12 protein-coding genes are annotated in these 13,683 nt (G+C 41.4%); 1 reads left to right on the top strand and 11 read right to left on the bottom strand.

The genetic code is table 11. The features are described 5' to 3' along the window. Window positions 1-48 precede the first annotated feature (48 nt). The 4 genes from QUF49_RS02120 to QUF49_RS02105 all read right to left on the bottom strand — a co-directional run bounded on the left by QUF49_RS02120 (window position 49) and on the right by QUF49_RS02105 (window position 6,223). Complete coding sequence (locus QUF49_RS02120) at window positions 49-4,395, bottom strand: alpha-amylase family glycosyl hydrolase (protein WP_289494099.1); 4,347 nt, start codon at window positions 4,393-4,395, stop codon at window positions 49-51. 391 nt (window positions 4,396-4,786) lie between these two features. Next, the gene (locus QUF49_RS02115) at window positions 4,787-4,963 is read right to left on the bottom strand and encodes a hypothetical protein (protein WP_289494098.1); all 177 of its coding nucleotides are present in this window, start codon (window positions 4,961-4,963) and stop codon (window positions 4,787-4,789) included. Window positions 4,964-5,128: 165 nt separating this feature from the next. After that, window positions 5,129-5,605 carry a GNAT family N-acetyltransferase gene (locus QUF49_RS02110; protein WP_289494097.1) on the bottom strand — a complete coding sequence of 159 codons (477 nt, stop codon included), beginning with the start codon at window positions 5,603-5,605 and terminating at the stop codon, window positions 5,129-5,131. A gap of 21 nt (window positions 5,606-5,626) precedes the next feature. Continuing rightward, the gene (locus QUF49_RS02105; RefSeq protein WP_289494096.1) at window positions 5,627-6,223 is read right to left on the bottom strand and encodes an SGNH/GDSL hydrolase family protein; all 597 of its coding nucleotides are present in this window, start codon (window positions 6,221-6,223) and stop codon (window positions 5,627-5,629) included. Between the two features lie 125 nt (window positions 6,224-6,348). Here QUF49_RS02105 and QUF49_RS02100 point away from each other — a divergent pair, with 125 nt between their 5' ends. Beyond that, on the top strand, window positions 6,349-7,380 hold the full coding sequence (locus QUF49_RS02100; RefSeq protein ID WP_289494095.1) for a class I SAM-dependent methyltransferase: 1,032 nt from the start codon (window positions 6,349-6,351) through the stop codon (window positions 7,378-7,380). A 1,274-nt stretch (window positions 7,381-8,654) separates the two neighbouring features. Here the strand turns inward: QUF49_RS02100 and QUF49_RS02095 are convergent. The 7 genes from QUF49_RS02095 to QUF49_RS02065 form a co-directional block, all read right to left on the bottom strand. Then, the gene (locus QUF49_RS02095) at window positions 8,655-9,266 is read right to left on the bottom strand and encodes a hypothetical protein (RefSeq protein ID WP_289494094.1); all 612 of its coding nucleotides are present in this window, start codon (window positions 9,264-9,266) and stop codon (window positions 8,655-8,657) included. Between the two features lie 110 nt (window positions 9,267-9,376). After that, the gene (locus QUF49_RS02090) at window positions 9,377-9,532 is read right to left on the bottom strand and encodes a hypothetical protein (RefSeq protein ID WP_289494093.1); all 156 of its coding nucleotides are present in this window, start codon (window positions 9,530-9,532) and stop codon (window positions 9,377-9,379) included. Between the two features lie 442 nt (window positions 9,533-9,974). Beyond that, window positions 9,975-10,649, bottom strand: a complete 675-nt coding sequence (locus tag QUF49_RS02085) for an HAD family hydrolase (protein ID WP_289494092.1) — start codon at window positions 10,647-10,649, stop codon at window positions 9,975-9,977. Between the two features lie 146 nt (window positions 10,650-10,795). Next, window positions 10,796-11,221 carry a 3-hydroxyacyl-ACP dehydratase FabZ gene (fabZ, locus tag QUF49_RS02080; RefSeq protein ID WP_066244840.1) on the bottom strand — a complete coding sequence of 142 codons (426 nt, stop codon included), beginning with the start codon at window positions 11,219-11,221 and terminating at the stop codon, window positions 10,796-10,798. A gap of 136 nt (window positions 11,222-11,357) precedes the next feature. Next, on the bottom strand, window positions 11,358-11,645 hold the full coding sequence (locus QUF49_RS02075; RefSeq protein ID WP_289494091.1) for a DNA-directed RNA polymerase subunit beta: 288 nt from the start codon (window positions 11,643-11,645) through the stop codon (window positions 11,358-11,360). Between the two features lie 15 nt (window positions 11,646-11,660). Beyond that, window positions 11,661-12,488 (bottom strand): flagellar hook-basal body protein, encoded by an 828-nt coding sequence (locus QUF49_RS02070; protein WP_289494090.1) that lies wholly within the window; start codon window positions 12,486-12,488, stop codon window positions 11,661-11,663. Window positions 12,489-12,499: 11 nt separating this feature from the next. Then, window positions 12,500-13,327, bottom strand: coding sequence for a flagellar hook-basal body protein (locus QUF49_RS02065; RefSeq protein ID WP_289494089.1), 828 nt, complete (start codon window positions 13,325-13,327; stop codon window positions 12,500-12,502). Window positions 13,328-13,683 lie beyond the last annotated feature (356 nt).

The following is a 13,683-nucleotide window of genomic DNA, read 5'->3' as shown; positions in this document are numbered from 1 at the left end:
CTTTTTAAAAAAAATGCTGCTTCATTACAGAAGCAGCATCTAATCCATCTAGTTTTTAATAATCGTCATCACACTATCTTTCGTGTTCTTAGCAATTGCACCGCCGTCGTTCTTAAAAATAGTAGATTTGTTTTCTTCAGACGGTTCGATATGAATGTTGAGTTTGTTTTCTCCAGGATTCAAGTTCACCGTGTGCGAGAACGTCATGTCATCGTTAATCGTTACTGCTTCACCGTTAATCGTCATCACGCCTTCTTTAATTGCATTTCCTTTTAGCGTGATGCTATCAGAAGTTACGGTTTGACCATCACTGTGAGAAGTTACAACCACTGGCATGTCAATCCAGCGTACGATCTTGTCTTGAACGGTCATCTTGTTGCCGCCTTGGTTCGTAACAACAAAACTTAGGTCCGTTCCTTGCGCACCATAACCATAATAACTCGGATCATCATCATTCGGGTTACCAGGTGTGTGATCAGCGAGTCCTTCTTGATCCCACGAGCTGTTCTTCACGTATTTGTACGTGATGACCTCGCCTTCTTGCGCTTCAAACGTGTACTCGTAATCGTTTGTTACCGCACCGCCGCGCGTCATCTTCCACGCACCTGTGTTCCAGCCGTTCTTGCTGCCTGGAACCGTCAGATCTACTCCTTGTGGGGTATATTCGGGCGCGTTCACTTTCAGCGTTACTTTTACCATAACAAGGTCAGGCGTTACGGTTACCGTGTTTGACTTCACGCTGTTTCCTGCTTTGTCGTAGATGTGCACTTCATACGAATACGTTTTTCCGTTCGTCACGTTGATATCTTTGTACGCTGTTGCGTTTGTATCTAGAACCTGGTCAATCATCTCTCCGTCACGTACAATCGTGAACAGATATGGCTCGTTCGCACCTTCAACCGTCCAATTCAAATTTACTTGTCCCGATTCTTGTGCTGGCTCTTCTAGTGTTACAAATTCTGCTGGTGCTGTTGTGTCATCACCTTTTGTGAACGTTACGGATTTCGTTTCACTCGTTACCCATGTACGGCCAAGATCGGTAGAAAACGCATAACGATATTCATACGTTCCTTCGTTAAACGGCAGGAATGACGAGCTGAATGTGTTGAACTCTCCGTTTTGAGCTGTGTAAGTTGCTTTGTGGGTTGTCCAAGTATCTTTACCTGGCTCCTTCACTTGAAGTTCTGCTTGCAGACCTTCTGCCATGTCACTTTCGGTTTCACCTTTTATAAAAATATCAGCTAAAACGTTTTGTGACTTAGAAAGGTCGATTACACCGTTCTCTACTGTTGTTACCCCCGCAATTTCATAGTTCCCGTCTTTTAATGCAACGTGCGGAATTGCCGCTTTTGATTCTGTTTTTACAGATTCATTGTTATTCTTGTCGATCGCGACAACAGCGAAGTAGTACTTGCGTCCGTTATCTAGGTCGTCAATCTTAATGGAGTTGCTCTTCGTTTCAGCTACCTTTTCATAAAAAGCACCAGAGATCGTTGTTTGGTAGACTGCGTAACTTTTAGCGTCACCACTCCATGAAAGGGATACAGAATGGCTTTCTTCTGTTGCTTTCACGTTTGTTACTGCTTCAGGTGTCTTCAAATTCTGACCTTTATCTGACACGAGCATGCGTCCCGTCATTGCTGGAACCGTTATTGTCAGTTTGCCGTCTTTTACGGCTGTTTTGTACTTCTTATCCAGTTGATCTGTCAGCTTCACGTTGTTTACGATCAGCTTCTTCACGTCCAGCTCAACGGTTTTGTCTTCGTTTCCGCGGTTTGTGATCACAAGTGCCGCGTTCTTTTTATCCGTACGTGTATACGCTAGCACGTCTTTTTCAGCGAATAGGTGATTCAACTCACCATAGCTGAACAGATCATGATAGTCTGCACGTACTTTTCCGATATTTTGATAGTGTTTCACTAAGTTCTTATCTTCAGAGCCCCATGGATAAGTTCTGCGGTCATCCGGATCTTTAGAGCCTGTAACTCCCGCTTCATCTCCGTAATAAAGAGTCGGTGCGCCTGCATAACCCATCTGTAGAATCGCTGCAAGCTTCAGTCGTTTCACACCTAGCTCGTGGTCGTACTTTGGATCAAGTTCAGCACGCTCATAAGAATCTGTTCCGTTTCCAAGGATAAATGCCGCACGCGGTGTGTCATGTGAACCCATCAAGTTCATTAATGCGTAGAATGCTTCTTGCGGGTAATCTTCAAACACAGCGTTCAGCTGATTTTCAGCACCTTCCGCATTTCCGTTCTTTAGGTAATCAATCATCGCACCGCGGAATCGGTAGTTCATAACAGAGTCGTAAAGGTCGCCAAGGAAGTATTCAGACGCATCATCCCAAATTTCGCCCAAGATAAGCGGATCTTCTTTCTTGCCTTCCTTCAACTCTTTACGGAACTCTCTCCAAAACTCGGTATCTACTTCGTTCGCAACATCCAGACGCCAGCCGGATGCCCCGCGGTCAAGCCACGATTTCGCCGCAGAATCTTCGTCATACATGATATAGTCTGCAAACGGTTTGTTGTTAAGTTCTGAATCATAGTCTACGGCCTCACCTGGAATCGACTTGATCTCAGGAAGTGAGTCAAAGCCCCACCATGCTTGGTATTTGTACACACCGTTCACTTTTTCGTCCTCGATGTTAAACCAGTTGTGGAAGCCGTATGGACTGAATTTCTGTCCTTCTTTCGTGAACTTTGCTTCTGTTTGTTTTTTCGCTTCAGCTTCTGTTAAGCCTTGGGTGCTCATTAAGTCATAGATGCTTGCCCAATATTCGTAAGCACCGACTGTATCGTATTTTCCGTAACGGTCAAAATAGATCGAGTCGTCTCCAACGTGATTGAACACACCATCGAGGATCAAGTGCATCTTGCGTTTTTTCAGTTCTTTTGTAAAAGCTTTGAATTCTTCAGGTGATCCAAACATCGGGTCCATTGCTTTGTAGTCTGTCGCATCGTACTTGTGGTTGGATGCAGCATGTGCAACTGGGTTTAGGTAAAGCGTGTTTACGCCAAGTGACTCGATGTAGTCTAGTTTCTTTTGGATACCCGTAATATCACCGCCAAAGAAATCGTTCGACCAAATTTCGTCTCCGTCATAGCCTTCTGTTTCCGCTTGACGAGGGTTGTCAGGCAACTCGTTCCAGTCTTGATGCTCAATCGGTTCTGTTCCGCGTGCCGTTGTTTTGGCTGTATCGTTTTTCTTGTTTCCGTTATAAAAACGGTCCGGGAAAATCTGATAAACGACAGATTCTTTCATCCAGTCAGGAGTTTTGTAAGACGGATCGTAAACCGTCATTTGGAAAAGTCCAGCGTTCGTGTCAGATGCCGCTCCTTTTCCACCCTCTGCTGTGTCTTCACCGTACTCTTTTACCGCATCTCCATCGCGCGCAGTAAATTTATATCCGTAAACGCCTTTTTCCTCAGGTGTTACTGTCGCTTCCCAAAGCTCGATCTCTTCACCGTTCACGGTTGTCCAGCCCGCGTTCTCCATATCTTTTACAGTCGTAGAGCCAGAGTTATAGTTGCGAAGATAAAGTTTCGCTCCAGTCAGGTCGCCTTTTTTCGTTTGAAGGCGCAGTGTTACGTCTTGTCCAGCTTTGATTGCTCCAAACGGCGCACGAAATGCTTCGTTCCACGTATCATGGAAAAGCTTGCCCGCGTTCACACTGCCATCCGGCAGACCAGGGTCATAGTTTGTGTACACTTCTTTTGTGTCATGGTTGTAAAGAAACGTGATTTCAGCGTCTTTTATAACGTTTAGTTTGAAATTGTCGGCTGGGTATGCTGGTGCACCCCAAGCGTTGCCGAGCAGAATCTTAAATTCGTGCTTTCCTTTTGGCACTTGAGCGGTGTACGTGTAGATGTTGTCACCGTCTTCGTCCTGTAGGAGGGCCGTTGATTCTCCAGGTGCCCACTCGCCGCCAGCACCTAATTCAGGTTGAATATCACCCACGATACGTGGCGTCTGTTCGGCTGGAAGTGGTTCTGGAATTGTAACTTTGTGTGTCGTGTCATCGTACACAAATGTCACTTCCTTTTCAGCGTCAATCGTCAGTTTGTAGTTGTCGCCGCCCTGTTTTCCGTCGACACCATAGTTTTCGTCCCATGATCCGTTAATTGCAATTTTGTACTCATAGTTGCCCGCTGGAAGTTTTCCACTGAGCTTGTACTTTCCGTTCGGTTGAAGCTCCATTGTTGTAGCTGCGTCTGCAGGGTTCCAGTCGCCTGCACCGCCAAGTTCAGATTGCAGATCCCCAACAAGTGTAACTGTGCGCTCTTGCGCTTGTGTTGAAGCAGGTTGTATTAGTAATGCAGATGCAAACGTTTGCAAAATCATTGTAAAAAGTAATAGCCATGAAACTCCATAGCGTAATTTCGTTTTCCTCACTTCATTTCCCCCTTTTAATAGTGTGCAAACTAGTGAAAGCGTTTGCACAAATGCATTTAAGATAACGCTTTCATTTACTTTATTATGTCATGTTTTCTTTTATTGGAAAATAAGTCATTCGGCTGATAAAACTGTTTATAAATAGGTATATATTCTTATGTTTTCGACAGTGATGAGTGCTTTTGCGCGGAAATAGAGAAAAAGTGCGCGTGGATTGGGGTTGCGTGGGCGTAAATTCGCCCGACGCGCGTGCAAACAGATACCTCCTGCGCGTAAACTCCTGGTTGGTGCGCAAACGCGTAATAATGCAGGTTTCGCCTGAACAATTCCCCTCATCACAACGAAAAACCGGGTCCTCTCTGGTAGGTAGAGGCCCGGCACTTCCTTTATCTTATTCAGCTGACTCTTCCGTTGATTCCTCATCTGTTGAAGTTTCTCCGTCTTGAGTTTCAGATTGTTCTGTGTTTGTTTCTTCCTCAGTGTTCGTGTCTTCCGCGTTGTTACATGCAGTGATCAAAAAAATTGCCATAAGAGATGCTCCGATTTTCGCCAAAAATGTTTTGCTCATCTTTAAAATTGCTCCCTTCGGATATTCATTATGATTTTTGCATGAGTACGGGGTTTCTTTGTCCCTGTTCAGAATATATCATGAAAAAATCCCGAAAAGACGCAATTTACCAAGTCATAACGGAGACTTTACAATCCTAAAATCACCTTTATATTAGCTTAATAATTAGACATCATAATGCAGCACATATTGCGGCCCAACCGGACCATGTTTGATCTGACCGCGATCTACGAATCCAGCTTTTTCATAAAGCTTTTTAGCTGGCTCATTCTTAAAGTTTACTGCTAAGATGAGTTCGTTCACATCAGGAAAGTTTACTGTGACGAACTCTGGCAGCTGCAGCATCGCATCCTTCGCATATCCTTTTCCTTGCTCGGGGTGATTGATGGATAATGCGCGTATGACCATTGCATTTGGGTTTGCTGTAAAATCTTGAATGTTCTCTCCTGTATGTAAAACAAAAAAGCCTACTGTTTTGCCAGACGCTTCAATGACAACCGGAGTTCGTTTGTCATCTTCTTCACAAAATGTTAATGCTTTTGCAGGTAACTGAGTAAATTTCTCCTGATCTTCAGGTAAATAAAATTTTTCTAAAGCTTCTCTATGTTTTTCTTCAAAAAATGCGAGAGTCGTGTTCGCCATATCCATAACCTCGGTTCATTTTTATTGGTTAATGAGTGACTTAGCTGCTTCTAGCCAGCTTTTTGCTATTAATTCATTTCCTTTTTTCCTCATATGTACGCCGTCTGTTGTTACTGAAACATCTGGTTTTTTGTTGAGGTGATTGATAAAAACATCGTGCGTTGGAACGAGGACTGCATCAAATTCCACTGCCAGCTTTCGAACCACTTCTACATACGGAATCAGCATCTGGTTCCCTTGAGATTGCGAATTTTCTTTTATAATTGTGGGTTCCATGAGTACTAGTTTGGTATCAGAAGGCAGCTGTGACAACAGCTCACGGTAAATTTCTTCAAATCTCGATTCATCTACTTGTGCGATGCCTGGGCTATCCAGCTGTCTCCATACATCGTTGATTCCGATTGAAACCGATAAAAGGTCAGGATTCAAATCAAGAACATCCCGTTCCCAACGAAGTGCAAGATCTGTCACTCGATGTCCGTTTACCCCTTTGTTGATGACATTTACGTCTTTGGGCAAGGCTTCTTTAATCATACGAACATAACCGTTTCCTAGTCTTTCTGGATCTGTGTTTTTATTTGAAGCTGTGATGCTGTCGCCTATAAAAATAATCTTCATCGTCGTTCCCCTCTCTGATTTCTTTTATTCTATTTTATCATGACACAGTAAAAATTAAGGCTTTAAAGGATTCTGCAGCGTTTCTTTGAATACTTATATAAAATCCTTTTTACAGGAGGGCAAATATGCTTGAAACTGTTGTTCAACGTCCAGTGAATGTTGGCCACACGGAAATGAGACCGTCTTATCGCATGGATTTGCGCCAATATAGTCAGAAAGATTATGAGAAGTTTGTAAAAGTAAATACGGTGAATGATTGGTCTACCGTGTCTTGGAAAGATGTCGGCAAGCCATATGAAGTTACTTCTTTTGCAAAAGAAAAAACGGATTGGGAGCATAAGCACGGCGAAGCACTTCCGGTCCATACGTCATGGACAATGTTCAACCAGTCGTTTCACGAATGGTTTTCAAAGGATGTTCCAGCTGATATCCAAGATAAAAAGGGAGCATTTTTTCATAGTTTAAAAAGCTTTAAACCTTCTGAAGTGAAAGTCGCGCTTGGGGATTATTTACGTATTCATTTGTGGAATTATGTGCACCGGATCCAGGATGGCATTTGGGATCCACGGGGGAAGCGAGCCTTGTTTAAAGGGCTTGATGTGAATAAGCCTCGCATTCTTTTTTTAGGGGCAGCGGAAGGGTATGAGGCGATGCAGCTGTCTGCGATGTATCCTGGCGGCGAAGTGGTGATGGTCGATTATGATCCGTTCTGCCGCGATGCAAGGTTTGCGGAGTTTCCGGACGCTTACCCGTTTTTAGGGGAGAATCCAAGAACGGGCGGAGATAAGGTTTATTATAAAAATGATTTCAACATTTCATATGTGGTGGACGACATCCGAAACCTGCCATACGGCAGGGAGTTTGATATTGTGCTGAGCGTTGGTTTATTGGAGCATTTTCCGGACTCCATGAAATCTGAGGTGGTAGAGTGGCATCGGAAATTTTTGAAGCCAAACGGCTATATCGTGATGACAACACCCCGAGCCCAGCTTCGGTCCAAGCTGTATTACGAGATCATGGCTGATGTGATGAACCACACTTATCGTGAACTGATGACATTAGAGCAGATGGGGCTTTATCTGTATGAAAATGGCCTGGATATTATGAAGCACGGTTATATCAAGGTGCATAATGGGATTGTTGCGAGGGCGAAATAAAAAACCTGGAGTGAGTTTAACGAGTTCTGTTAACTGTCACAAAATTTAATTATGTAAGCAAAATAGACCATCAAATTGTTCTTGAAAATGATGGTCTATTTTTATTGATTTACAGTCATTTATACTAATAAATTCTAATTTTCCGCTATAGAATTTGTATATCAATTTGTAGACTAACAGAAACTTCTGTAAGTCCGTAAATTATAGCGGCTTCGGTTACACCTGTTTTCAAAGCATGCTGTATAACATATTCAACTTTTATAAAATCCTCAATAGTTAATCCATACTTTTTGGAAACAAAAGTACTATTCTTTATCTCTACAACTATTTTTAATGCTTCTCCATGTGAAAAGCCTCTTGAAGAATATCAATTCTCTTCAATAACTGACCTAGCATAATTGGCAGTATGTTGATAAGCTTCTGCTACCTCAGGCCATTTTCACTGTTTCTCAGTGCTTGTTTTTGAGCAGCTGTTCTAATACCATCTTCAGCAATCTGGTCTAAAGGAGCTATTTAGGATTACTCAACTCTTTTGCTGTAGCTATCCTGATTTATATTATTTGGATTGCCAACTACTAGTAGTTTCCTTGTTAAAGATATCAATATCTTTTATGGGATTATTAATTTTATCTACCCTTGCATATATCCTCCTTTATTGTAACAACTGTATTAAAGGTCCCTGCGTGCCAATCTTTTGCAACAAACCCTTTCTTGTTGAATTATAATTATTTGCATTCAAACGCTGATAAACTGTCTTGGACATTTAAAAATTTTACACTAAATGTCTATAACCTTTCTCAAATGAATTCAATGTTTTTATCGTACATAAATTCATTTAGACCCTTAATAATAAAGTTCTGTTATAATGATACTAATTGGAATAATAGTTTTTGAGTTTATTTAATTTTTTGTCCACCAGGTTCGGGTTCAAATCCCGCACCTTCCGCCAACTATATAAGAAACTGGTGTGTTACAGTACTAGTTTCATCCATCGCATCTGCAAATGTAGCCAATTTAATTGCTCAACTAGGGCTTACAGGAGTGATGTCAATGATTTTAAATGTAATTCCATTATTAGTTATTTTAGTAATTCTCGTAGTAGCCTTTGCGGGCTTTCTTATCGGAAGGTTAGTGTAACGGTAGCACGGGTGGTGCCCGCAACTACTACAACAAAAAAAGCACATTATGTGCTTTTTTTGTTTGTACAATTTTAATAATTATTTAATTTGCATCGCTTTCATTTTATTAGGAGATAAAATAACCCCAAATAGGTTTTAAGACAATTTATATTTTTTTAGTCTCCCATAATTACCTACAACCTCTTTAATTAGATTATTATTTATTGAATTCAAAATGCTGTTAAATAGTGCATTTTTTAATTCATTTTTCTTTAATTCTCTTGAAAAATCATTAATATCTACATAAGACTTTGCAATCTTAAAGATTTCCTCAAAGAATTTCCCAGTCTTACGAATATCTGAACCCTGGTCATCTAATTCAATAATAATGCTGTTTGCCTTACTAAAATGACCTCGCTTATACTCTATTAATATTAATGTTGGATTGTAAAAATACTCAAAATTAAAATCCGTTTCTAAACGTTGTAGGAATTCCATATATTTTTCCCGTTTAAAATAGTACTCTTTTCCATCGATTTTTATAATTTTCTTTGAAACATAAATATCCTCTTCAAAATATCCAGGCAAATAAAAATTAATATACTTACCAGATTTATAATTAAATCTATCGATATAATTAAGAATATATTGTCTACTTGACTGTTGATCATAGTCAGCGATAAGCAAACCAAATGTAATTGGTATGTCAGGATCTTCTCTTCTCTTAATATCATTAACTAATCTGGAATATTCCCCTAGCGGAAACATATTTTCAACTCCTATTGTGTTGTTACTACAATTTTTTTAAAATATTGCATAGTATTAATTCGCTTCTTGAAAAAGTTTTCCTTCTTAAACTAAACTGCCCCGTAAATGTCTTAAATAAAGGCTGTTTTCGTAAACAGTGTTGTTTTTGAAAGTTGTTGATTTCTGCTCCAGGTTGCTAGCTTTCCACGGGGCGTGCGGTGAGCCTCCTGCCGCTTTGCGCCATTAGGAGTCTCCACATGACAGCTCGTCCCGTAGGAGTCTCGCACCTTGCGCTCCATTCATCTGGCAGATGTTGAAAATTGAAAAAGCCAAAAGCAACAATCTTTTAGCAAAGAGCCTAAATAAAACATCTTCTAAATCGCTAGTATAGAAATTAAGTCCACAAATCCAATAACATTTTTATATACAACAAACATTACTTTTTACAAATCAAATAAACGATTTGTGATAGGTATCCGAACCGTTAGATGGAGTTCCAGGTTTTTTTTGATAATTCTCTAGTTTAGCTGAGGTCGATGGAGATGAGGGAGAAGACGAAATATCTCGAAAATAGGATAAATATTTTTATACGCGGAATTATAGGCTTTATCCTCGGATACAAAATGAATACCTCGTAATGATTAGTAGGTGTTCGTCTTCTAAACACATATTCTTCTAATGTCTATTTCAAGCATACACTAACCTTTTAAATTTTATCGAGTGTCGTTATTACACCTTAATTGAGGTGTGTTTTAATAGATATTTCCTTAATTCAAGGACACTTTCAGCAATATAAGCAGGCGCTGCAGTTGTAATCTCGTCTAATGATCCATAACCGTAAGTAACTCCTATCGAATCAATGCCTGTGTTATGCGCTCCAATGATATCGTGTTTTCTGTCACCGATCATGATGAAATCTTGTTTTGGATGCTTGTTGTAGTGCTGGAGTATGTACTGAATGATGTCCGTTTTGGCGGTTCTTGTTCCGTCGAGGTTGCTTCCGACGATTAGATCGAAGTGGTGATGGATATTGAAATACTTCAAAATTTGTTCAGCAAAGACGGTTGGCTTAGAAGTAGCAACAACTAACGTAAAGCCGCTTTCCTTCAACTCCTGTAAAAGCTCTGGAATATGTTCATAAAGTGTGTTTTCGTACATCCCCACGTCGCTGAATCGTTCGCGATAATGAGTGATGGCTGTTTGCGTTTGTGTATCATTGAAGTGGTAAAAGTCTGAGAACGATTGTTGAAGCGGTGGTCCAATGAATGGTTCTAAGTAATCGAGGCTCTCTTCTTTGATGCCCATTCTTTCTAAAGCAAATTGAACAGATTTAGTGATGCCTATTTTCGGATCAGATAGTGTACCGTCTAAGTCAAAAAGAATAATCTTATAGATTTTTTCCAAATGAATCATCTCCACTACTTATTTTTTGTATTTTTAATGCTCTCTATTTAAAATACCATAAAAAGAAAGCTTGAAATGGAGCATTCCTCTAGGGTGTTTGCTCCATTTCAAGCTTTTATGATAATTGTTTGGGGTCAGACCCCCCCTTATTTACCTAGGGCGAAGGTGATTTCGACTTCGCAGGCCACCTGGCCGTCGACTGTTGCAATCCCCTTGCCTTTACCGATCGAACCACGCACACGCGTCATCTCTACTTCCAGGCGAAGCTGGTCACCAGGTACGACTTGCTTCTTGAATCGGCAGTTATCGATTCCTGCAAAGAATGCGAGCTTGCCGCGGTTTTCTTCCTTTTTCAACATCGCCACTGCGCCTACTTGAGCAAGTGCTTCAACGATCAGCACTCCTGGCATCACAGGATACTCCGGGAAGTGGCCGTTAAAGAATTCTTCGTTAGCTGTTACATTTTTGATGCCGACTGCGCGCTGGCCTTCATCTACTTCTAAAATGCGGTCAATCAGCAAAAACGGATAACGGTGCGGAATAATTTCTTTGATTTCTTCAATCGTTAACATACAAAACATCACCTTTCTTTTGCATTATCATATAAATTTATTTTAATTATACTTGGTATTGTTACCTGGTACTAATTTTACCTCAAAAGAAAAACAATGACGCATCACTTCCTGCCATTGTTTTTTTATTATATCTTTACAATTCTTTTTGTACAAGGTCGATGATGTGTGTCCATGTTTCTTTTTCAAACACGTTCATCGGCTTACCGTCACCAATTACACCGTAACCGACCATCGTACCCACAGCAAAACACACAATGATTCCGCAGACCAGCAGAAGAAGACGAAGCCAGATTGGGAAGCTTCTTTTCGTTCGACGTTGATACCACTGTTTCTTCTCTTCTTTAGAAGATTTCTCTTTCTCATTGTAACGCTGTGTTTTTGGTTTTTCGTTATGATTCAACTCTTGCATCTTATTCGTCATACAAACCTACCTCATTTAGCGAAGCCCGTTTACTAACCCCATCATCTGGTCAGCAATTGTAAGAGAACGCGCATTAAATTGATAAGAACGTTGTGTCTGAATCAGTTCCGTCATCTCATTGGAAATGTTAACATTTGAGGATTCGAGTGCACCTTGCTGAACGAAATTAACTTCTCCAGCATTTACTTCCTCTATTAGTTGATTTAACGGCATGTTTTCTGGCGCTTGTAAGTTCTGCCCAACAGATAACATCAGCTGCGGCCGAATCATATTCACAATCGCCAGCTGTCCTGATTCAACAACTGCTCCATTATTTAACGTTACCGAAACTTGGCCGTTTTGTCCAATGGTAATTTTACTATGGTCAGCTGGAATGGTGATCGGTCCATCTACGCCCATCACTTTATTGCCTTCTGAGGTCACGAGTTCCATCTCATCAGGATTACCGGCAGACGGCGATAAATAAAAGCTGCCGTCCCTTGTAAATTGCTGCGTTTCATTTCCGTTCGTGTCCACTCCAGCAATCTGAAAATAAAAGCTAGGCTGCGTTAGTGCTGCATCGAGCGCACGTCCTGTCTGCTGCAGCGTGCCCGTTTCCATACTTACTGCCGTGGATGAAACACGCGCTCCGCTTCCGAGCCGGATTCCGTTCGGAGTCAAGCGGCCGGCTTCTGTCGGTTCGAGTGCTTCACTTTTAATCTGCTGAAAAAGAATATCCGAAAACTGAGCTTCACGTCTTTTGTAACCGTTCGTCGTGCTGTTCGCCATATTGTTTGAAATGGTATCCAGCTTATGCTGAAGCTGTCCCATCGTCACCGCTGCTGAAATCATAGACTGATTCATAATGTGTCCCCCTAGCCGATCCTGCCAATTTCGTTTGCTGCTTTTTCCATCGTACGGTCATATGCCTGAAGTACTTTTTGATTGGCCTCAAACGCGCGGTATGCCGTTAGCATCTCCGTCATCGTCTGTTCCGTGTTCACGTTAGACCTCTCCACAAATCCTTGCTGCAGATTGTAAGTGATGTTTGGATTTCCGATCGCACTGTCCGCTTCACCACCAAGCCTGAACAAGCCTGATCCCTCTTTTACAAGATTGTTAGGGTTCGTGATGTACGCAACATCAATCTGACCCGCCACGGCACCATTATCAATAACTGTACCGTCTTTGTTCACCGTAAAATTGTCACTCGTCACGGTAATCGGATTGCCATCTGTTCCAAGCACGTAATAGCCTTCAGGCGTGACAAGACTTCCTTCTGCATCCACCGAAAAATGGCCGTTTCGAGTAAAACGCTCTTCACCATTCACATTTAATCGGAAAAAGAGTCCGCCGGGAGCTCCACTTCCTGGGTCAGCAGGCACTTGGCCCTGCAACAGTGCAATGTCTGTTTTAATCCCCGTCTCGCGCATGTCGCCTTGCAGAAAGTTTGGTGTCGTCTCTTGCACATAGACTCCTGTTGATAACGTGGCTGGTCCGATCGAGTAGTTATTCGGTATTTTTTTTCCGTTTAATTCGGTCTCCCCCATATGCTGAAGCAGCATCGTAGGGAACGTGCGCAGACTTGCATTGTCCGCTTTATATCCAGGTGTATTGGCATTCGCCATATTGTTCGTTAAAATTTCTTGTTTGCGCTGCTGTGCCAGCATACCGGCTGCAGCATTATAAAAGCCTCTTAACACGGAGTATTCCTCCTGCACTTGTAATCTGGACACAATATGTCTCATCAGTCTTATCGACAGTTTTTTACATTTCTTAATAGAATTCTGCGGAAATTGACGGAATCCTTTTTTAAAATGAGGAATTTGTACCAGGAATGATGAAGTATGCGTTGAAATCGCTGAGGTAGATTTGTCGAAAAGCCTATAAATAATTTTGAGGGCTTATAAACTTTTTTGAAGGACCATAAACTTACTTGAAGGGACTATAAATTATTTTGAAGGACTATAAAATCTGTTTTAGGGCCTAAAAGCAGTTTTTGAGACTTTTTATTAGGTTGCTTGGCACAGGCCAAGCTTACTTTTTCACAAAAAAATAA

Source organism: Fictibacillus sp. b24 (assembly GCF_030348825.1).
Classification (GTDB): domain Bacteria; phylum Bacillota; class Bacilli; order Bacillales; family Fictibacillaceae; genus Fictibacillus.
The sequence above is the reverse complement of the archived record's forward strand: the minus strand, read 5'-3'. Positions and strand labels throughout refer to the sequence as shown.